19 protein-coding genes are annotated in these 19131 nt (G+C 69.8%); 11 read left to right on the forward strand and 8 right to left on the reverse strand.

Annotated features, from left to right (window positions below):
- Positions 1–110 precede the first annotated feature (110 nt).
- From IB278_RS27435 to IB278_RS27455, 5 genes are read right to left on the reverse strand one after another with little or no spacing between them, the layout of a single operon-like run.
- The gene (locus IB278_RS27435; RefSeq protein ID WP_192326797.1) at positions 111–626 is read right to left on the reverse strand and encodes a DUF4286 family protein; all 516 of its coding nucleotides are present in this window, start codon (positions 624–626) and stop codon (positions 111–113) included.
- A 14-nt stretch (positions 627–640) separates the two neighbouring features.
- A complete protein-coding gene (locus IB278_RS27440; protein WP_145747681.1) occupies positions 641–1174 on the reverse strand; it encodes a carboxymuconolactone decarboxylase family protein in 534 nt (177 codons plus the stop codon).
- Entirely contained in the window at positions 1171–2127 is a 957-nt protein-coding gene (locus IB278_RS27445) for a Bug family tripartite tricarboxylate transporter substrate binding protein (RefSeq protein WP_192326799.1), read from the reverse strand. Before IB278_RS27445 ends, IB278_RS27440 begins: the two co-directional genes overlap by 4 nt.
- 34 nt (positions 2128–2161) lie before the next feature.
- Positions 2162–2962, reverse strand: coding sequence for an SDR family NAD(P)-dependent oxidoreductase (locus IB278_RS27450; RefSeq protein WP_145747679.1), 801 nt, complete (start codon positions 2960–2962; stop codon positions 2162–2164).
- On the reverse strand, positions 2959–3798 hold the full coding sequence (locus tag IB278_RS27455) for an amidohydrolase family protein (RefSeq protein WP_192326800.1): 840 nt from the start codon (positions 3796–3798) through the stop codon (positions 2959–2961). The genes IB278_RS27450 and IB278_RS27455 overlap by 4 nt, the downstream gene beginning before the upstream one ends.
- Positions 3799–3868: 70 nt before the next feature.
- Here IB278_RS27455 and IB278_RS27460 point away from each other — a divergent pair, with 70 nt between their 5' ends.
- The 3 genes from IB278_RS27460 (at position 3869) to IB278_RS27470 (ending at position 6685) form a co-directional block, all read left to right on the forward strand.
- Positions 3869–4762: a LysR substrate-binding domain-containing protein gene (locus tag IB278_RS27460; protein WP_192326802.1), complete on the forward strand. Its 894-nt coding sequence runs from the start codon at positions 3869–3871 to the stop codon at positions 4760–4762.
- A gap of 69 nt (positions 4763–4831) precedes the next feature.
- Positions 4832–5680, forward strand: a complete 849-nt coding sequence (locus tag IB278_RS27465) for an alpha/beta fold hydrolase (protein WP_192326804.1) — start codon at positions 4832–4834, stop codon at positions 5678–5680.
- 24 nt (positions 5681–5704) lie between these two features.
- A complete protein-coding gene (locus IB278_RS27470) occupies positions 5705–6685 on the forward strand; it encodes a Bug family tripartite tricarboxylate transporter substrate binding protein (RefSeq protein WP_192326806.1) in 981 nt (326 codons plus the stop codon).
- Here the strand turns inward: IB278_RS27470 and IB278_RS27475 are convergent.
- Positions 6682–7500 (reverse strand): IclR family transcriptional regulator, encoded by an 819-nt coding sequence (locus tag IB278_RS27475; RefSeq protein ID WP_145747674.1) that lies wholly within the window; start codon positions 7498–7500, stop codon positions 6682–6684. The two genes, IB278_RS27470 and IB278_RS27475, sit on opposite strands and share 4 nt — an antisense overlap.
- 169 nt (positions 7501–7669) lie before the next feature.
- Here IB278_RS27475 and IB278_RS27480 point away from each other — a divergent pair, with 169 nt between their 5' ends.
- Genes IB278_RS27480 through IB278_RS27495 form a run of 4 tightly spaced genes read left to right on the forward strand, consistent with a single transcriptional unit; the run spans position 7670 to position 12946 of the window.
- Complete coding sequence (locus IB278_RS27480; protein WP_145747673.1) at positions 7670–8668, forward strand: Bug family tripartite tricarboxylate transporter substrate binding protein; 999 nt, start codon at positions 7670–7672, stop codon at positions 8666–8668.
- Between the two features lie 13 nt (positions 8669–8681).
- The gene (locus IB278_RS27485; protein ID WP_192326808.1) at positions 8682–9488 is read left to right on the forward strand and encodes an enoyl-CoA hydratase/isomerase family protein; all 807 of its coding nucleotides are present in this window, start codon (positions 8682–8684) and stop codon (positions 9486–9488) included.
- Positions 9485–11581 (forward strand): acetate--CoA ligase family protein, encoded by a 2097-nt coding sequence (locus IB278_RS27490; protein WP_192326810.1) that lies wholly within the window; start codon positions 9485–9487, stop codon positions 11579–11581. The genes IB278_RS27485 and IB278_RS27490 overlap by 4 nt, the downstream gene beginning before the upstream one ends.
- Positions 11582–11617: 36 nt before the next feature.
- Complete coding sequence (locus tag IB278_RS27495; RefSeq protein WP_192326812.1) at positions 11618–12946, forward strand: MmgE/PrpD family protein; 1329 nt, start codon at positions 11618–11620, stop codon at positions 12944–12946.
- Between the two features lie 42 nt (positions 12947–12988).
- On the opposite strand, the gene IB278_RS27500 is transcribed toward IB278_RS27495, so the two are convergent.
- Together IB278_RS27500 and IB278_RS27505 are read right to left on the reverse strand one after the other, a co-directional pair.
- Positions 12989–14632, reverse strand: a complete 1644-nt coding sequence (locus IB278_RS27500) for a tannase/feruloyl esterase family alpha/beta hydrolase (protein WP_192326814.1) — start codon at positions 14630–14632, stop codon at positions 12989–12991.
- Positions 14633–14798: 166 nt separating this feature from the next.
- Complete coding sequence (locus IB278_RS27505) at positions 14799–15479, reverse strand: Crp/Fnr family transcriptional regulator (protein WP_192326816.1); 681 nt, start codon at positions 15477–15479, stop codon at positions 14799–14801.
- Between the two features lie 222 nt (positions 15480–15701).
- On the opposite strand from IB278_RS27505, the gene IB278_RS27510 reads away from it, so the two are divergent.
- The 4 genes from IB278_RS27510 (at position 15702) to IB278_RS27525 (ending at position 19124) form a co-directional block, all read left to right on the forward strand.
- On the forward strand, positions 15702–16673 hold the full coding sequence (locus IB278_RS27510) for a LysR family transcriptional regulator (RefSeq protein ID WP_192326818.1): 972 nt from the start codon (positions 15702–15704) through the stop codon (positions 16671–16673).
- A 146-nt stretch (positions 16674–16819) separates the two neighbouring features.
- The gene (locus tag IB278_RS27515; protein WP_192326820.1) at positions 16820–17701 is read left to right on the forward strand and encodes an alpha/beta fold hydrolase; all 882 of its coding nucleotides are present in this window, start codon (positions 16820–16822) and stop codon (positions 17699–17701) included.
- A 26-nt stretch (positions 17702–17727) separates the two neighbouring features.
- Positions 17728–18303: a carboxymuconolactone decarboxylase family protein gene (locus tag IB278_RS27520; protein ID WP_192326822.1), complete on the forward strand. Its 576-nt coding sequence runs from the start codon at positions 17728–17730 to the stop codon at positions 18301–18303.
- Entirely contained in the window at positions 18300–19124 is an 825-nt protein-coding gene (locus IB278_RS27525; RefSeq protein ID WP_192326824.1) for an amidohydrolase family protein, read from the forward strand. The genes IB278_RS27520 and IB278_RS27525 overlap by 4 nt, the downstream gene beginning before the upstream one ends.
- Positions 19125–19131: the final 7 nt, after the last annotated feature.

The raw sequence follows: 19131 nt of genomic DNA on the forward strand, positions 1-19131 counted from the left end.
CGGGGCACGCCGGTCCTCACGTGCCTGGTGCTTCGTCTCGCCATCGGCCAGGTGGTGGAGGTTCTCGAAGGCCGCGGCGCTGCGCTCGGACCGTGGCCGCGCGAAGAAGCTCAGGACGCGGCCGCCGCCCGGCGAAACATGGTCCGCCGCGTGTTGCGGAAAGCCGGCCGCACGCGCGAACTCCACGGCGTCGCGCGCACCGCCAGCCACGCGGGGCTGCCCAGGGCCCCGGGGTCCGCAAGGTCGTAGCAGGCGTAGTAGCGCGGCGAGCCCGCCAGGTCGATGTAGCGTGCGGCCCGGACGGTCCCGGGCACGGCGGCGAGGCCGGGCAGGTGCTCCTGCGCATACCAGGCATTGAGTTCGTCCTCGAGTTCGGGCAGCACGTCCGTCTCCACGACGTAGTGGTGCGTGGCGACGCGGCCGGCCGAGGCACCCGGCACTTCCTGCAGGCAGGCGAGCCGCCGCCATCCGCCCACGCCGCCTTCCGCGGGCGGCTTGGGGCTCGAAACATAGAAATAGGCCAGGTGCCCGTCCACGGCCTGCCACGGTCGCGCTTCGCGCAGCCACGAACCTGCCAGCGGCCCCGCCACCGATGCGTCATGCCTGAGAAGCCAGAGGTCCTGCATTCGAATGGCCTTTTTCAATGCGCGACATTCAGCGCGACAAGCAGGCGCGACACCATGTTGTAGGCCGCCACGGTCGCCACGACTTCCACCACGCCCTTGGCGTCGAAGTGCTGCTGCACGCGGCCCATGAGTTCGTCCGGCACCACGACCTGCCGGGTCATGGCATCGGTCAGCTCCAGCACCAGGCGCTCGAGCGGCGCGAACACGCCGGACAGCACGTCCTGGCGCACCGCGTCGATCTTCTCGGCGCTCACGCCCGCCTTCTGCGCATGGGGCACGTGCGCGTCGTACTCGAAGCTTGCGCCGTTGAGCACCGCGACCCGCAGGATCATCAGCTCGCGAAGGTCGGCCGGCACGCCGGTCTGGTTGCGCACCGCCGTGAGCATGCGTTCCCAGCCCGAGGCGATCGGCCCGCTGTTCAGCAGCACCTGGTAGAGCAGCGACACGCGGCCGCGCTCGGCCATGATGCGGGCTTCGACCTCGGCCAGTTCCGGATGGGTGCCGGGCTGCACGAGGGGTACGCGGATGGATGTGCTCGTCGTCATCATTCGGCCCTGATGTTCTTGGCGCGGATCAGCTTGGCCCACTTCTCGGTGTCGCGCTTCTGGATGGCCGCGAGTTCCTGCGGGGTGGAGCCCACCGGCTCGGTGCCGGTTTTCAGCAGTTTCTCGCGCACCGCCGGGTCGGCCAGCGTGCGGCGCACCGCCTTGTTGATGGCCGCGACGGTCTCGGGCGGCGTCTTCGCAGGCGCGAACAGCGCATACCAGTTGTTGGTGTCGACGCCCTGGATGCCTTGCTCTTCCAGCGTCTTCACCTCGGGCAGCGAAGGATGCCGCTTGCCCGACGCCACGCCGAGCGCCTTGAGCCGCCCGCCCTGCAGGTGTCCGAGCAGCCCCGGCACGTCGCCGAAGAAGCCGCTGATCTGGCCGCCCATCAGGTCTGTGATGGCGGGAGCGGCGCCCTTGTAGGGCACATGAAGCAGCTTCGCGCCGCTCGCATCGGCGAGCTGCTCGATCGCCAGGTGCGGAATGCTTCCGGTGCCGGAGGAGCCCATCGGCGTGGGATCGGCGCGCTTCTTCGTCGCGGCCACGAACTCGGCCGCGTCCCGGGCCGGATTGCCCTGCTGCGCCACCAGCAGCTCGACGTTGTTGACCACCAGCGAGACCGGCACGAAGTCGCGCTGCATGTCGTAGGGAAGCTTCTCGTAGAGCGAAGAATTGATGGCCGCCGCGCCCACGCTGGTGAACCACAGCGTGCTGCCGTCCGGCGCCGATTTCATGACATCGACGGCGCCGATCGCGCCATTGGCGCCCGGCTTGTTGTCGATGAGGACCGTGCTGCCCAGTTCCTTGCCGAGCCGTTCGGACAGGGTCCGCGCGACCGCGTCGACAGGGCCGCCCGATGTGAAGGAAACGACGATCCGCGTCGCCTTCGGCTGCGCGTGCACGGCGGGCATCGGCAGCGCGGCGAATGCCGCTGCGAGCAGGTAGCGCTTGATCATGGATGTCTCCGTCTTTCTTGCAGGGGCTCGAGCCTCAGTCGCAGCGCGCGGTCATGCCGCCGTCGACGATCAGTTCGGTGCCGGTGATGAACCGGGCCTCGTCGCTCGCCAGGAACAGCACCGCGCTCGCGGTGTCGCGGCCGTCGCCCATGAAACCGAGCGGAATGCGCTTCTGGCGCTGGGCCAGCAGGGCATCGACGTTGCCGCCGGCGCGCTGCTTCGCCAGCCGCGTCTCGACCATCGGCGTGTGCAGCTGGCCCGGCACCACGCTGTTGACCCGCACGCCCTGCGCCGCGTGCTGGACCGCGATCACGCGCGACATCTGGATGACGCCGGCCTTGGTCGCGGCGTACGCGACCTGCGCACTTCCGGTCCAGCGCAGGCCCGAGGTGGAGGAGATGTTGACGATCGATCCCGCACCCTTCGCAAGCATCGTGGGAAGCACGTGCTTGCAGGTGAGGAACACGCTCTTGAGGTTCACGTCGACCTGCAGGTTCCATGTTTCCTCGGCCAGCTCCACCGGCCCGCCCGCGGCCGAGCCGCCCACGTTGTTGACGAGGATGTCGATGGTGCCGTAGCTGTCCAGGCAGGCGGCCGCCATGGCCGCGACGCTCTCGTTGCTCGTGACGTCGCACAGCCATGGCGTGATCGATGCGCGGGCCCGGCCGGCCAGCTCGAGCGTTTCTTCGAGCCGTGCGCGGTCGCGGTCCACCGCCAGCACCTTGGCACCTTCCTCGGCCAGGCGCACGGCAATCGCGCGGCCATTTCCCCAGCCGGCGCCGACGCAGCCGGCGCCGGTCACGATGGCCACCTTGTTCTCGAAGCGCGGGCTCATGGCTGGTCTCCAAATCGGTAAAGGCGTTGCGGGTTGTCGACCAGCAGCGCATGGCGCGCGGATTCGCTCGGCGCCATCTCGGCAATGAGGTCGACGAGCTGCTGTTCGTCGGGCACGGGGCCCGCGTGGTTGGGATGCGGCCAGTCGTTGCCCCACACCACCCGGTCGCCGAATTCCGCGACCAGCGTCCGCGCGAAGGGCAGGGCGTCGGCATAGGGCGGACCCTGCCGCGTGATGCGGTCCATGCCGCTCACCTTGACCCAGAAGTGTTCGTGCGCCATCAGGCCGAGCAGCGCGCGGAAGTCGGGCTGGTCCAGGCCCCGCGACGCATCGATGCGCCCGATGTGGTCGATCACCACCGGCGTCGGTGAACGGCGCAGCGCCGGCGCCAGGTCCGTGAGCAGGGCCGGATCGCCGTGGATCTGCAGATGCCAGCCGAGCGGCGCAAAGCGGCCCGCGAGCGACAGCACCTCCTCGATGGGGGTGTGGCGGCCCAGGTGGCCCATGAAGTTGAAACGGACGCCGCGAAAACCCGCTGCGTCCAGGCGCCGGAGCTCCGCATCGCCGACGTGGGTCGGCAGCAGCGCGATGCCGCGGTAGCTCGAAGGCCGCGCGGCGACCGCTTCTTCGGTGGCCCGGTTGTCGAAGCCATGGCAGGCCGACTGCACGACCACGCAGCGCTGCAGCCCGAGCCGGTCGTTCAGTGCGTAAAGGGCTTCCTTCGGCGCATCGGCCCCGGGAACGAAGCTGGCGTCCTCGGCGTAGGGAAATCGCGTGCGGGGCCCGAACACATGGCAATGGGCATTGCAGGCCCCGGAGGGGAGGGTGGAGGTCATGCATACAGTTTCCCGGCTGCGAGCCTTGGACGGAAGGACGCAGTCCCTATATCAGCTATGCTCAACGGCTATGGAACTTCGCCAGCTTCAGTATTTCGTCGCCGTGGTCGATGCGGGGAGCTTCAGCCGTGCGGCCGTGGTGCTCGACCTGGCGCAGCCCAGCTTGAGCAGGCAGATCGCGCTGCTGGAAGCGGACCTCGGGCAGCGGCTGCTGGTCAGAACCGGGCGCGGCGTGACCCCCACGGATGCGGGCGAAGCCTTGCTGGTTCACGCGCGCGCCATGCTCGAGATCTCCCGCCGCGCGCGCGACGAGCTCGGCGAGATGGAGGAAAGCCCGGGCGGCCGGATCGTGGTCGGCATGCCGCCGCGGGTGGCCCTGGGCTTGAGCGCGCCCCTGATCCGGCGCTTCAGGCAGAGGTTCCCGCGCGCCGTCATCACCGTGCTCGAAGGCCTGAGCGTGGCGCTGCGCGAATCGCTCGTCGCAGGGCGGCTGGACCTGGCGCTGCTCTTCGATCCCGCGCCCTCGGCCCAGCTTTCGTTCCAGCCGCTGATGCGCGAGAAGCTCCTGCTGGTGGCGCCGCCCAGGAGCAAGCTGCCCGCCCGCGTCGGCTTGCCGGCGCTCGCCAACTATCCCATGGTGCTGCCCAGTGCGCCGAATGCGATCCGGCACTTGCTCGACTCGGTGCTGGGCCCGCGCGGCGTCGAGCTCCAGGTGCTCGCGGAGGTGGGTGCGGTGCGCACCGTTCTCGCGCTCGTCGCGACCGGCGTCGGGTGCACGATCCTTCCGGAGAGCGCCTTGAGCGCCGCCGACGACGAGGCCCTGCCGCGCGCGCCGATCGGGCCGCCCGCCATCTGGAATGCGCTGGTCCTCGCGACGCCGACGGCGCGCCCGGCCACCCGCCTCGTGCGCGGCACGGCGCAGCTGCTCCAGGAACTGGATTTCCGGCGCCCCCACGTCGAATAGCCAACAGGCATAGCTGGTATAGGGCAGGATTGCTTACAGGCTGCGGCGGGCCCACCGAGACTGCCGGTCATGCCCACCGATACCCCACTCCATCCCGCCAGGCGCGAGCCGCCGGCGAGCAAGCTGCTCTCCTACCGGCCCCGGAATTCGAACGGAACAACGGTCGAGATCGAATTCCACGACCAGGGCGCCGGCCCGGTCATCTGCATCCTGCCTTCGCTCGCGCGCTCGGGGCGGGACTACGACGTGGTCGCGGACCTGCTGTGCGACGCCGGCTTCCGTGTGCTGCGGCCCGAGCCCAGAGGCGTCGGCCGCAGCCGCGGGCCGATGGAGAACCTGGACATGCACGATTTCGCGGGCGACGTGGCCGCGGTTCTCGACCATGCGCAAACCGGGCCGGTGGTCATCGTCGGCCATGCCTGGGGCAGCCAGCCGGCGCGTGCGCTGGCGGCCGATCGTCCGGACCTGGTGCGCGGCATCGTCATGGCCGCGGCGTCGGCGGGCAAGCTGCCGCCGGGCTCGACCGAGAGGCCGTACAGCCGCCTGCGCGACGCGATCGACGGCGCCGGGGATCCGTCCCTCTCGCAGGCCGAACGCCTCGCCTGCCTGCGCAAGGCCTTCTTCGCACCCGGGCACGACCCGAGCGTGTGGCTCGACGGCTGGTTTCCGGCCGCGCACGAAGCGCAGGGCCGCGCGCGCGAGAACACGCCGATCGACGACTACTTCTCGGGTGGAAAGACGGCGCCGATCCTGGACCTGCAGGCCGAGCACGACGCGGTCGTCATTCCCGATGTCATGCAGCCCCTGTTGGGCGAGCGGGTCACGGTCCGGGTCATCCGCGACGCGGGGCATGCGATGGCGCCCGAGCAGCCGCACGCCATGAGCGCGGCGATCGCCGAGTTCGCGCGCGGCATCTAGAAATCCAAGAGAAGGAGACACAACATGCTGAAAAAGATCATTTCGCTGTCCAGGTTCGCGCTGCTGGGAGCTGCCGTCGCGGGCGCCCAGGTCTGCAGTGCGGACGACTATCCGAGCAAGCCCATCCGGATGGTCATTCCCTACACGCCCGGAGGCTCCATCGACACCGTGGGCCGCATGGTGGCCGACCAGCTGCAGCGGCAGCTGGGCCAGCCGATCGTCATCGAGAACACGCCGGGCGCCTCCGGGGTGCTCGGGTCGCTGAACGTCAGGAAGGCCAAGGCCGATGGCTACACCCTGCTGTTCAATGCATCGAGCCAGGTGTACCTGCCGCTCGTCCTCGCCAAGAAGAGCTATGACGCGGAGAAGGACTTCACCCCCGTGGGACAGATCGGCTACGTGCCGTTGATCGTGGCGGTCAACAACGATGTTCCGGCCAAGAACCTCGCCGAATTCGCGGCGCTGGCCAGGGCGAACCCCGACAAGTACACCTGGGCGACCTCGGGCCTCGGGACCACGAGCCACCTCAGCGAGGAAATGATCAATCGCGCGCTGAAGCTCAGGATGGCGATCATTGCGTACAAGGGCGCGGTGCCGCAGCTGACCGACGTCATCGGGGGGCACGTCTCGGCGGCGGTGTCTCCGATGCCCGGCGTCCACTCTTTCGTGCAGGCCGGCCGCCTGCGCGCACTGGCTGTCACGAGCAAGACGCGGGTGCCGAGCATGCCCGAGGTTCCGACGGTCGCTGAAAGCGGCATCCCGGGCTTCGAGCTCCTCTCGTGGTACGGCATCTGGGGGTCGGCCCACATGCCGGCAGCGGTGGTCGACCGCCTGAACGCGGAAATTGCCAAGGCGGTCGACACGCCCGCGCTCAAGGCCAAATTTGCCGAGCTGTCCTTCATTGCGGCCAGGTCGAATCCCGCGCAGTTCCGCGAGCTGATCCGCGAGGACCTGTCGAAGATCGGCCAGGCGGTCAAGGAAGCCAACATCCGGATCGACTTCTAGCGGGCGCGCGAGGGCGGCGGCTCGGCCGCGAGCAGGACCGCCCTTGCCCGGTCGCGCAGGGCCAGCAGCGGCCCCTTCAACTCCGCTTCGGTGTCCTGGACGCTGGCTGCCGTGGTGACGCTGACATTGAAGACATAGATGGGCCGCTGCGCCATGACGAGCGGCGCCGCCATGGCGACGACTTCCGGCTGCCAAGACGCCGCGCAGTAGCCGCGCTCTTCGACACTCGCGATCGCGGCCTTGATCTCGTCGCGTAGGCGGCCCCATTCGGAGTGCCGCCCCGCCTTGAACCTTGCCATCAGCGCGCGGCGCTCGTCCTGCGGCGCCACGGCCAGGTAGGCCCTGCCGAGCGAGGTGAGCTCCATCGGCACGCGCTGGCCCGCAACCACGTTGCGCAGTGCGACTTTCCGGTTGTAGCGCACGGACTCCAGGTAGACCATCTCGTCCCGGTCGGGCGCGGCCAGGCCGACGTTGATGCGCATCTTTTCCGCCAGCGTCCGCATCAGCGGCGCCACCGCGTTCAGCACGGGCGAACCCGAGCGCATGGCGTGGCCCAGGCTCAGCACCGGCGCGGCCAGCCGGTAGGCCCGGCGGCTGCGGTCGTGCTCGAGCAGCCCGGTCTCGACCAGCGTTTGCGCGAGGCGGCTGACCGTCGCGCGCGAGAGGCCGGTGCGCTCCGCGATCTCGCCGTTGCCCAGCAGGTCGGCGCCGGGCCGGAAGGCCCTCAGGATCTCGATGCCCCGCACCAGGGAGCGGTTCAGCAGCGGATCTTCGTGGTGCTGGCGCCGGGGCGCGGGGTCTGCAGGAGCATGCATGGCAAGGTGGGAGAGATGTGCCGGCGGAGCCTATCTCAAATTCCATGCAATGGAAATGTGGGGATGCGCGGCGGCGCCCGCGTCCCTAAGCTTGGACCCGTCGATGAGAAGAGCCGCAGCGCCGCCCTCGATGCCTGCCTTCTCACATTCCTCTTGACGGAGACAAACCATGCAGAACCCCATGACGCTGGCACGCGCCAGGCATGCCATCCTTCTTTCGCTGGCCTGCGCGGTCGGCGGCCTCGTCGCGATGCCGGCGCGCGCGGCCTTTCCCGACAAGCCGATCAAGCTCGTGGTGCCGTTCGCCCCCGGCGGCGGCACCGACCTGGTGGCCCGCACCATGGCCATCGCGATGGGGCAGGAGCTGGGGCAGCCCGTGATCATCGACAACAAGCCGGGCGCGGGCACGATCATCGGCACGGACGCGGTGGCCAAGAGCGCACCCGATGGCTACACGATGGTGATGGCAACCGTGGCGCACGTCGTGAACCCGAGCCTCCAGCCCAAGCTCCCGTACAACCACGAGAAAGCCTTTGCGCCGGTCATGCTCGTGGGCATCTCGCCGAACGTGCTGGTGGTTCGCGCCGACAGCCCGCTCAAGTCGGTGAAGGACCTGATCGATGCGGCCAGGGCCCATCCGGGCAAGCTGTCCTTTGCGTCGCAGGGCGCGGGCACCTCGGCCCACCTGGCCGGCGAACTCTTCAAGAATCTCACCAAGACCGACATCACCCACATCCCCTACCGCGGTGCCGGCCCCGCCATCACCGACCTGCTGGGCGGACAGGTCGACGTGATGTTCGCGACCGCCGCGGCGGTGGGCAGCTTCGTCGAGAGCGGCAAGCTGCGCGCGCTGGCCGTGACGACCGCCGCGCGATCCGCGGCCCACTCGCTCGCGAAGGTGCCGACGATCGCGGAGAGCGGCGTGCCGGGCTATGTCGCAGACAGCTGGTACGGCCTGTACGCGCCCGCCGGCACCCCGGCCGACGTGATTGCGCGCCTGAATGCCGCGGCGAAGAAGGCCGTGCAGACGGACGCCTTCCGCAAGCGGGTGGAGTCCGAGGGCCTCGTCATCAACGGCGGCTCGCCGCAGGACTTCGACAGGTACGCCAAGGGCGAGGAAGCGCGCTGGCGCAAGGTGGTCAAGGAAAACAACATCACGGCCGAATGAACGGAGAAATCGAATGAACAGCAGCAGCCTGATCGAACTGGAAGTCGCGGACGGCATCGCCACCTTGTGGCTGAACCGCCCCGAAAAGCGCAACGCGATGAGCGACGACATGCGCACTGAATTCATCGCCGCACTCGAGCACGTGGCCGGCGACAAGGCGATCCGCGCCCTGGTGCTCACGGGACGCGGCAAGGGCTTCTGCGCCGGCGGGGATGTCGCCGGCATGGAGCGGCGGATGCAGGCGCCCGCGGGCGAGGTCGGCTTCAACGGCTGGAGCCGCCAGCAGCGCGTGCACCACACCCAATCGCTGCTGCACACCATGCCCAAGCCGACGATCGCCGCCGTCAACGGCGCCGCCTCGGGCCTCGGGGCCGACACGGCACTGGCCTGCGACTTCATCATCGCTTCGGATGCCGCGAGCTTCACCTGGTCCTATATCCATCGCGGCATCGTTCCCGATGGCGGCGGCATGTACTTCCTGCCGCGCCGGGTCGGACTCTCCAGGGCCAAGGAACTGATCTTCAGCGGCCGGAAGGTCGAGCTCGAAGAGGCCCTGCGCCTGGGCATTGCCGATCGCCGGTCGCAGGCCGAGCACCTGGTTGCCGATGCGCAGCGCTGGGCGGCCGAGATGAGCCAGGGGTCGGCCACCGCATTGGCCCTTGGCAAGACGATCCTCAACCAGAGCTTCGAGCTGTCCGCGCACCAGGTGTTCGCCCAGGGCAGCCAGGCGCAGGGCATCTGCTACACCAGCACCGAGCATCGCGAATCGGTGATGGCCTTCCTGGCCAAGAGCAGCGCGAAGAACGGGACGGCGAAATGACCGAACTGAACGCCATCGCCAGGCTTCTGAAGCCGCGCAGCGTCGCCGTGATCGGCGCCTCGGCCGATGCGGCCAAGACGGCCGGCCGGCCCGTGGCCTACCTGCGCAAGCACGGATTCACGGGCGAGATCTACCCGGTCAATCCGCGTGCCGATGCCATCGGCGGCCTGGCCTGCTATCCGGACATCGCCTCGATCCCCGGCACGCCCGATGTGGGCATCGTGCTGCTGGGCGCCGAGCGCGCGCACCAGGCCGTGCGCGAACTCGCGGCCAAGGGAACGGCCGCGGCGATCGTGCTTGCGAGCGGCTACACGGAAACCGGGGAGGAAGGCGCGCGCCGCCAGCAGCAGCTCATCGAAGCGGCCGGCCGCATGCGGATCCTCGGCCCCAACACGATCGGACTGGTCAACCTGACCGACAACATCGTGCTCTCCGCCAGCGGTGCACTCGAGATGGAGCACTTCCCGGTCGGCGGGATCGGCGTGGTCTCGCAGAGCGGGGGCATCCTCGGCGCGCTGCTCTCGCGTGCCGCGGCGCGCGGCATCGGCCTGTCGAAGCTGATTTCGACCAGCAACGAAGTAGACCTGGACCTGGCGGATTTTGTCGACCATCTGGCCGACGACGCCGACACCAAGGTCATCGCCCTCTATGTGGAGAGCGTGCGCAACCCGGAGAAGTTCCGTGCCGCTGCACTGAAGGCCGCGCGCGCGGGCAAGCCGGTGGTCGCGTTCAAGATCGGCCGCTCCGAAGCGGGCGCGAAAGCCGCCGTGTCGCACACCGGTGCGCTGGCGGGCGCCGACCGCATGTACGACGCGCTGTTCAGGCAAGTCGGCGTGATCCGCGCCCAGACCTTCGGCGACCTGCTCGACATTCCCGTCGCGCTGGCCACGGGCCGGAAGCTCCGCGGCAGGCGCGTGGCCATCCTGACCTCGACGGGCGGCGCCGGAACGCTGGTGTCGGACGATCTGGGCATGCAGGGCTTCGAGACGCCGGCGCCGGATGCTGCAACCGCCGCGGCCTTGCGCGCGCTGCAAAGCGGCGATCATGCGGTGCTCGACCGCAACCCCATCGACGTGACCCTGGCCGGCCTGCAGCCGGACCTGCTGCGCGGCGCCATCGACATCCTGCTCGAGAGCCCCAGCTACGACGCGCTGGCGATCATCGTCGGCTCCTCCAGCCTGGCCATGCCGGAACTGATGGCGGGCGCCATCCAGGACTGCCTGCCGCATTCGGACAAGCCCGTGATCGCCTACGTGAGCCCGCATGCGCCCGAAGTCGCGGCCTTGCTCACGCAGCGCGGTGTGCCCGCCTTTGCCGCGGCCGAGAGCTGCACCCGTGCGCTCGCTGCCATGCTGAATGCCGGCAGCTGGCGCGAGCCGGATCCATCCCGTGCGCCTGCCGCCGCCGTGCCCATCGACGACCTGCCCACCGGCTCGCTGGATGAGGCCCAGGCCAAGCAGCTGTTCACCCGCTTCGGCATCGCGTGTGCGCGCGAGGTGGTGGTGACCACGCCGGCCGAGGCCGAGGCTGCGGCGCGCGAACTGGGCGGACGCGTCGTGCTCAAGATCCTGTCGGCCGAGATCACGCACAAGAGCGATGTCGGCGGCGTCGCGGTGAACCTGACGGCCGAGACGGTGGGCGCGCGCCTGCAGGCGATGGCCGCCGAGGTCGAGGCCAAGGCCGGCGTGCGGCCCCGGCGCTTCCTGGTGCAGGAAATGGTGGGCGGCGGCACCGAGCTGATCCTGGGCATGCACCGCGACCCGCTGGGAACCGCCATCCTGCTGGGCATGGGCGGCATCACCGCCGAACTGTTCAAGGACACCACGATGCGGCTGCTGCCGCTCCAGGGCGGCCTGAGCCGCGAGGATGCGCTCTCCATGGCGCACGAGCTCAAGACCTGGCCCTTGCTGGATGGTTTCCGCGGCCGGCCCAAGGCCGACGTCGAGGCGCTGGTCGATGCCATCGTCGCCTTCTCGGACATGGCGGCGCGGCTCGGCGAGCGCCTGCTCGAAGCCGAGATCAACCCGGTCTTCGTGCTGCCGCAAGGGCAGGGCGTGCGCGCGGCCGATGGCGTGGTCGTGCTGGCCGGCTGAACGAGGCAAGGCAAGCCACTCTCAGGAGCCATCGAGATGCACGTCACCCAAGTATTCGCGCGCTACGCCGCCGACTTCCGGCGGCAGGATCTGCCGGCCGAAGTCCTCCACCACGCCAAGCGGGCCGTGATCGACTGGTATGCCTCGCTGTTCCCCGGCCTCGGCGCGGCGCCGGTGCGCCAGCTCGAGGCCGCCCTCAACGAGGACCTGGACCGCGGACGCGCCTTTCTCGCGCGCGGCCGGTCGGCCACCGCGCGCGCCGCTGCGCTGATCAACGGCACGGCCGCCCATGCGGCGGAGGTGGACGACAGCTTTCGCGAAGCCATGTACCACCCGGGCGCGGCCACCATTGCCGCCGCCCTGGCCGCAAGCCATGACACCGGCGCAAGCGGGCTGCAGTTCCTGCGCGGCGTGGTGCTGGGCTATGAAGTGTCGACGCGCATCGGCGTCGTGATGGGGCGCGCGCACTACCGGTTCTGGCACAGCACGGGCACGGTGGGCAGCTTCGGCGCCGCGGCCGCCGCAGGCGTTCTCATGAACCTCGACGAAGCCGCCTTCGCGCACGCGCTGGCCACGGCCGCCACCTTCGCGGCCGGCCTGCAGCAGGCCTTCCGCATGGACTCCATGTCCAAGCCGCTGCATGCGGGCCGCGCGGCCGAGGCCGGCGTGCTCGCCGCCCAGCTTGCGCGCAACGGTGTCACGGGTTCGCTCGACGTGCTCGAAGGAGAGGCGGGGCTGGGCCAGGCCATGAGCGATGGGCCGGACTGGTCGCAGATCGGCGCGACGCTGGGGCGGGACTTCCACATCGCCCGCCTGACGTTCAAGAACCACATCGGGTGCGGCCATGCCTTCGCGGCCATCGACGGCGCACTGGCGCTGAAGCGGCGGCATGGCATCGAAGCCGGCGAGATCGCGCATGTGCATGTGGCAACCTACCGCCCGGCGCTCGACATTGCCTGCCACATGCAGCCGGCCACGGCCAACGAAGCGCGCTTCAGCCTGCGCTACGTGGTGGCGACCGCGCTGGCGCACGGCAGCGTGCGGCTGACGGCGTACGAGCCGGCGCGGCTGCAGGATCCGGCCACGCGTTCGTTGATGGAGCGCACCAGCGTCGCGGTGGATCCCGAGCTCGATGCCGCCTTTCCGGGCCGGCGCGCCGCGCGCGTGGTGATCACGATGCGCGACGGCCGCCGCTTCGATCACCTGCAGCCCAACCGCAAGGGCGATCCGGAAGAACCGCTGAGCGATGCCGAGCTCGAAGACAAGTTCATGGAACTGTCCTCGCCCGTGATCGGCAGTGCACCCGCGCGGGCGCTGCTGGACCGCCTCTGGACGCTGGAGCGCAGCGCGGCGCCGCCGAACTGATCCGCGTCTGCGTCCGAGGGCGGGCGGCGCCGGAGCCGCAACTCAGGAACTGCAGCTGTAGTTGGCGGCCAGCTTCGCCGCCGCCGCATCGTTGGCCGGGCCTGTGTACCGCGGGTATTGCGGGTACTGGCACAGCGGCCGGCTCAGCAGCACCGCCCCTTGCGCATCGCGCTTCTCCGCGAGCAGCGTGGAGGGGGCCGCGCTCTTGGTCACCCACTGGTCCAGGGCCGTCAGCAGGTCCGAGGTGTCGGCGCCCGGTCCTCCGGCGCAGTGGTTCACGCCCGGCGCCACATAGAAGCGCGTCGATGCGTCCGCGGTGGCGGCGCCGATGGCGCTTCGCATGTTCGCGTAGTACTCGGTGGTCGACCGCACGCTGAGCGCGGAGTCATTTCCGCCGTGCCACAGGATCAGCTTGCCGCCGCTGTTGATGAACGGGCGGATGTCCGCATTGGTCGCGTCGTTGAGCGCGGCCATGGCATAGAGGGCGTTCTGGTTCTGGTCCCAGGGCGTGTAGGCCAGCGAGTCCGCGCTCCGGTCGCGGGCCAGGTAGTTCTTGACCGTCGTGTCCTGGAACAGGAACTGCAGCGCCATGGTGACATTGCCGTCGCCCGTGAGCCAGGTCCGCCAGGCGCCGGGGTCGTCCTCGTTGCCCGTCAGGTTCCAGCCCGCATTGCGGAAGGTGGGGCTGCCCGTGAATGCGGCCTGCGTGGTCCAGGACGTGACCACGTCGAGCTGCGCGTCCGACAGGCAGGTGTCGCCAGTGTCGGCTCCGCCGGCGCAGCGCAGGGCGGCCACGTTGGCGAGCGCCGGCGTGCAGGCGGCCTGGTTCGACACCACGCCGTCGACAAGCCCGTCGAGCCCGTCGCAGGCGTCCCGCACATGCTTGCTCAGGAGCGCGGTCTTCGCGGCGCTGAATGCACCGCCGGGCGCGGCCAGTGCCCTGGAGTTCCGGTTGAAGGCGCCCATGAACCCGACCCAGTTGTAGGCCGGTGCGCGCGCAATGACGCCATCGAAGAGGTTCGGCGCGCGCTGCACCGCCATCAAGGCTTCGCGGCCGCCGTTCGAGCAGCCTTCGAAGTACGACTTGGCCGGGAGGGTTCCATAAGCCGCCGCCAGCGTCTCGGTGGCCGTCGACATCACGGTGGGCACCGAGAGGCTGCCGAACAGCTGCGCGGCAAAGGTGTCGGTCAATGCGAAGTCCGCGCTCAGGACATTGCCCTGGTGCCCCGAGTCGCTCGCGACCACGGCGTAGCCCAGGCCCAGCGCCGGCACCGAGGGCGGCGTGATCGCGCCGTTGTAGCCGCCGCCGCCCTGGTAGTAGAGCTTGCCGTTCCACGCCTCTGGCAGGGAGATCTGGAAGTTCAGCGCCGGCGCGATCGTGCCGGTGACCTTGCAGTAGACGGGCGCGCCCGCGGCCGCCTCCTGCATGGCGGCCGTCAGCGCGGCGCCCGCCACGGTTTTTCCGTTCAGCTCGCCGCAGGCCTTCTGGGCCGTCACGGCCGGTGCAGGTGGCGGGCTTGCGGGTTGCGCAGCAGGCGGGACCGGAAGCAGCACGGGGACCGCGCCGCGGTGATCGGAGCCGCCGCCGCAAGCGGCCAGCATCGCAGCGCCGGCAGCCGCCGCGGCAACGGCGTGGAGCCTCGTGCGGGCCCGTGATTCCTTGGAGAAGGAGGAGAAGAAGTGCATGTCTCGATTCCTTTGTCGGTTGTCAGCCTGTGCACCGCAACGACGTGGAGCGATGCCTGCGTGATTCTGAAAGGCGAGACCCCGGGCAACTGTTCCGGGACGGACATTCGGGCCACTGATTTCTAAGGAAAAACCCTTCGGTTTCCCACGCTGCGCCGCAGGCCGGTCAGGGGTACCTGGCAAGCGCCTGCCGGTCCATCACCGTGATGTAGCCGTAGCCGCGCCGGATGAGGCCGGCGGCTTCCAGTTCGGTCAGCGCGGCGTTGACGCGCGGGCGCGAGATGCCGACGAGCGAACCGATCTCCTCCTGGTTGATCCGCAGCGTTGAGTCGGTGTTCGGATAGAGCACCGGATGGAACAGGCTCGAGATCCCCCGTGCCACGCGCGCCGTCGGTTCGAGCAGCCGGTCGAACTTCACCATCGCGATGAACTGTCCGAGACGCTCGTTCAGATGGGAGAGCATGAAGTGGTTGAACGGAATGCTTCGATCGAGCAGCCAGGAGAACGTGGCCCTCGGCAGATGCACGGTGACGGTCGGCCGCGTCGCCATGACCTCGTACTTGCGCTGCTCCGGCTTCAGCAGCGATCCCTCGCCGATCCATCCACTCGATGCGACCCCGGTGAACATGATCAGGCGGCCGTCCACCGTGGTGTCCTGGACGCGCAGAAAACCCTCCAGCACGCCGATCCAGCTGTCGGCGGTCTCGTCGCGCCGGCACACATAGGAGTGCGCTTCATGGCGGCGAACGTACAGGGCTTCGAAGGCTTTCGTCCGCTCGGCCTGCGTCAGCGCGCGCGGCCAGATGCAGCGCTCGAAGAAGGCGTGGAGATCCTTCAGAGGCAGCATGCGTCACCACCGTGCCGGGCGGGGCCCTCGGCGCGGGCGAAGAACAAACCGGATCGAACGCGCATGGCGAATTTCCTTGGGCTGGCGAATCCTAGGGCACACCGGCTCGCGGAGTTTGTAGCGCGGACGACATTTGCGTGCCTGCATCGTCGGGACAAACCCTGGGGCGGACGGGCAAAGGCAGAATGCGGACCATCTCCCTTCGCTCTTTCCTCCGCCGAGATGCAGCCCAGCAAAGCCACGAACATCCAGCTCGACATTGCCTCGGACCTGCAGAAGTGGCGCGCTTTCCTCGCGATTGCCGAACTGGGAAGCCTGACGCGCGCCGCGCTGTTCCTGGACAGCAGCCAGTCGCTGCTGAGCCGTCACCTCAACGCGCTCGAGCGCGAATGCAACGCGCGCCTGTTCAATCGCACGGGCCGCGGCGTGCAGCTGTCGGAGGTGGGGCAGCGGCTCTTTCCGCATGTGAAGGCGCTGCTCTCGGACGCCGAGCAGCTCCAGCTGGAGATTCGCGGCGAGGCCCGCGAGCCGGTCGGCCGCGTCACCATCGGCTCGCTGCCTTCGGTCACCAATCCGATCGTCGGCAAGTTGTTCAATCGGCTGCAGGCGCGCCATCCCGGCATCCAGCTCAAGATTCTCGAGGGATCGAGCGGGCAGGTGGAAGAGTGGCTGGCGGACGCGCGCGTGGACATCGCGATCCTCTACCGCTACGGCGCCGTGCTGCCGGAGCAGGAGCAGGCGCTCGCCACGGTGGACAGCTACCTGATCGGCCCTGCCGGCGACCGCCTGACCGCCAAGCCGGAGCTGCCGTTCAGCGCACTCGACGGGCTCCCGTTCATCCTTCCGAGCGCCCCCAACGGTCTGCGCAGCGCGCTCGATGCGCTCGCCCGCCAGCAGCACATTTCCCTGTCGCCCGTGCTCGAAGCCGACTCGCTGCCGCTGATGCGCTCGGTCGTGGCGCAGGAGCGGCTCTACACGGTGCTGCCGCTGCATGCGGTCTGGGCGGAGGTGAAGGAGGGCCGCCTGCAGGCTTCGAAGATCGTCTCGCCCGGCCTGCAGCGCATCGTCTCGATGATCATGGCGCGCAGCAAGGGGCCGGGCAAGGCGGTCCTGTCCGTGGCCGCGCAGATCGTGCAGGCCGTCGAAGAAAGCACGCGGCAGGGGCTCTGGCGCCCGGGCGCGGAAAGCGCCTGAAGAACCGCCGGCCGTGCGCCGGCGTGCATAGCAGCCTTCCCAGCCGGTGCATAGGTTGCACGCGCATCCTGGCCTACCCTCCATGCACAGGCCGCGCTGCAGTCCTGCCTGGGGCTGGAGGCGAGCGGCCAAGGAGACCACAGGCCATGCCATTCGATTTCCCCGCATCACGCCGGCGCCGTGCCGCCCTGGGCGCGCTGGCCGGTGCCTTCGCGGTGGGCGCCTGCGCGCCTTTCGCGCCGGCGCGGGCCGCCCGCCAGCGCGTGCTGCTGAGCGAAGGCGCCGTTCGCATCGATGTCATCGTCGAGGGCCAGGGACCTGCCGTGGTGCTGCTGCCGTCCTCGCAGCGCGACTCGGAAGATTTCGACGGCCTTGCAGGACGCCTGGCCGCCTCCGGCTTCAAGGTGCTGCGTCCGCAGCCGCGCGGCATGGGGGCATCGGCCGGGCCGATGAACGATCTCACCTTGCACGTGCTCGCCGGCGACGTCGCGACCACCGTGCGGCAACTGGGCGGCGGCCGGGCCGTGCTGGTCGGCCACGCCTATGGCCACTTCGTGGCGCGGGTCGCGGACCTCGACCATCCCGGCCTCGTGCGCGGCGTGGTTGTCGCGGCGGGCGCGGCGCGCACCTTCCCGCCCGGCATGGCCCGGTCGCTCGCGGTCGCCAGCGATCCGGCCCAATCGCGCGACGCGCGACTGCGCGGCCTGCGCGAGGCCTTCTTCGCGCCCGGCAACGATCCCACGCCCTGGCTCGAGGGCTGGCACCCGGCCTTGCGCGAGGCCTACAGCCGCGCCGGCCGCACGCCGGCCAAGGAGGTATGGTGGTCGGTGAGCCACGCGCCCATCCTCGACCTGCAAGGCGCCGAAGACCCCTGGCGCCCGCCGGCCACGCGCAACGAACTCAAGGACGTGCTGGGCGACAAGGTGCAGGTGAAGATCGTTCCACGCGCCAGCCATGCACTGATCCCCGAACAGCCGGAGGCGGTGGCCCAGGCGATTGCCGATTGGATCGGCACGCTGCCGCCCTGAACCGGACACTTTGAAGGAAGCACCTCATGCCACGCATACCCCTTTTTCCGACCGACTCCATGAGCCCCGAACAGCGCGCGGTCCACGACAGGATCGTCTCCGGCCCGCGCGGCAGGATCCAGGGTCCGCTGCGGGCCGCGCTGCACAACCCGGAGCTGGCCGACAAGTGGCAGGCGCTCGGCGCGCTGCTGCGCTACGGCACAGGCTTGCCGCCGCGGCTGTCGGAGCTCGCGATCCTGGTCACGGGCCGTGCCTGCAACTCGCCCTTCGAGTGGTATGCGCACCGCGCGGAGGCCGAGAAGGCGGGCATCGAGCAGCCCGTGATCGAAGCCATCCTGGCCGGCGCCGAGCCGCCCGGCCTGTCGGCGGACGATGCCGCCGTCTACCGCTACGCCGTCGAGCTCAACCGCCACAACTCGGTTTCGGATGCCACCTACCGCACGGCGATGGCGCGCCTGGGCGCGCGCACCGTGGTGGAGCTCACGGCGCTGGTCGGCTACTACACCATGGTCGCGATGACGCTCAACTGCCACGAGATTCCGCTGCCCGAAGGCGTGGTGCCGGCCTTTGCCCTGCCGCAGCACGCGGCGCTTGCCGAATGAACGGCGCGCCGCACGCGCCGGCCGGATGGGACTGCCACGCCCACCTGTTCGGCCCCTACGACCGCTTTCCGCTGGCGTCCGAGCGCAGCTACACGCCGCCCGAGGCCGTGGCGCCGCAATACCTGGCGCTGCTGGCGCGCCTCGGCCTGGGCCACGGCGTGCTGGTGCATCCGAGCGCCTATGGCGAAGACCACGCGCTGCTGCTGCACGCGCTGGCGGCCCATGCGAACCTGCGCGGCGTGGTGGTCGTGCAGCCCGGCAGCCGATTGGCGCTGAACGGCCTGCACGGCAAGGGCGTGCGCGGTGCGCGCTTCAGCCACCGCAGCGGCGCCGGCAGCAACTTCGCGGGCAGCGCCTCCTTCGACGACCTGCGGGCACTGGCCCCGGCACTGGCCGATGCCGGCCTGCACGCCGAGCTGTGGACCGACGGCCAGGCCTTGCCCGGCATCGCCGCCGAACTGAAGGCACTGCCGGTGCCGGTCGTGATCGACCACATGGGCGGCTTCGACGTGGAAGCGGGCGTCGACGCGCCCGGCTTCCGCGTGCTGCTCGAGCTGCTGGCCTCGGGCCGCACATGGGTCAAGCTGTGCGCCTACCGCAATCTGCTGAACGCGCCCGACTGGCAGGCCGGCCGCGCGTTCCAGCAGAAGCTGGTCGAGGCCAATCCGGAGCGCCTCGTGTGGGGCAGCGACTGGCCGCACCTGCGCGTGGCGCCGGCCCCGGACACGGCCGCGCTGCTCGCGATGTTCAAGGACTGGGCCGGCAACGACGACGTCGTCCGGCAGGTGCTCCAGGACAATCCGGCGGTGCTCTACCGCTGAGCTGAAG

This window comes from Variovorax sp. VRV01, from assembly GCF_014852545.1.
Lineage (GTDB): Bacteria > Pseudomonadota > Gammaproteobacteria > Burkholderiales > Burkholderiaceae_C > Variovorax > Variovorax beijingensis_A.

Coding starts and splice junctions, on each gene's coding strand:
- IB278_RS27435 (WP_192326797.1), bottom strand. CDS start 626: ATGCAGGACCTCTGGCTTCTCAGGCATGACGCATCGGTGGCGGGGCCG.
- IB278_RS27440 (WP_145747681.1), bottom strand. CDS start 1,174: ATGATGACGACGAGCACATCCATCCGCGTACCCCTCGTGCAGCCCGGC.
- IB278_RS27445 (WP_192326799.1), bottom strand. CDS start 2,127: ATGATCAAGCGCTACCTGCTCGCAGCGGCATTCGCCGCGCTGCCGATG.
- IB278_RS27450 (WP_145747679.1), bottom strand. CDS start 2,962: ATGAGCCCGCGCTTCGAGAACAAGGTGGCCATCGTGACCGGCGCCGGC.
- IB278_RS27455 (WP_192326800.1), bottom strand. CDS start 3,798: ATGACCTCCACCCTCCCCTCCGGGGCCTGCAATGCCCATTGCCATGTG.
- IB278_RS27460 (WP_192326802.1), top strand. CDS start 3,869: ATGGAACTTCGCCAGCTTCAGTATTTCGTCGCCGTGGTCGATGCGGGG.
- IB278_RS27465 (WP_192326804.1), top strand. CDS start 4,832: ATGCCCACCGATACCCCACTCCATCCCGCCAGGCGCGAGCCGCCGGCG.
- IB278_RS27470 (WP_192326806.1), top strand. CDS start 5,705: ATGCTGAAAAAGATCATTTCGCTGTCCAGGTTCGCGCTGCTGGGAGCT.
- IB278_RS27475 (WP_145747674.1), bottom strand. CDS start 7,500: ATGCATGCTCCTGCAGACCCCGCGCCCCGGCGCCAGCACCACGAAGAT.
- IB278_RS27480 (WP_145747673.1), top strand. CDS start 7,670: ATGCAGAACCCCATGACGCTGGCACGCGCCAGGCATGCCATCCTTCTT.
- IB278_RS27485 (WP_192326808.1), top strand. CDS start 8,682: ATGAACAGCAGCAGCCTGATCGAACTGGAAGTCGCGGACGGCATCGCC.
- IB278_RS27490 (WP_192326810.1), top strand. CDS start 9,485: ATGACCGAACTGAACGCCATCGCCAGGCTTCTGAAGCCGCGCAGCGTC.
- IB278_RS27495 (WP_192326812.1), top strand. CDS start 11,618: ATGCACGTCACCCAAGTATTCGCGCGCTACGCCGCCGACTTCCGGCGG.
- IB278_RS27500 (WP_192326814.1), bottom strand. CDS start 14,632: ATGCACTTCTTCTCCTCCTTCTCCAAGGAATCACGGGCCCGCACGAGG.
- IB278_RS27505 (WP_192326816.1), bottom strand. CDS start 15,479: ATGCTGCCTCTGAAGGATCTCCACGCCTTCTTCGAGCGCTGCATCTGG.
- IB278_RS27510 (WP_192326818.1), top strand. CDS start 15,702: ATGCAGCCCAGCAAAGCCACGAACATCCAGCTCGACATTGCCTCGGAC.
- IB278_RS27515 (WP_192326820.1), top strand. CDS start 16,820: ATGCCATTCGATTTCCCCGCATCACGCCGGCGCCGTGCCGCCCTGGGC.
- IB278_RS27520 (WP_192326822.1), top strand. CDS start 17,728: ATGCCACGCATACCCCTTTTTCCGACCGACTCCATGAGCCCCGAACAG.
- IB278_RS27525 (WP_192326824.1), top strand. CDS start 18,300: ATGAACGGCGCGCCGCACGCGCCGGCCGGATGGGACTGCCACGCCCAC.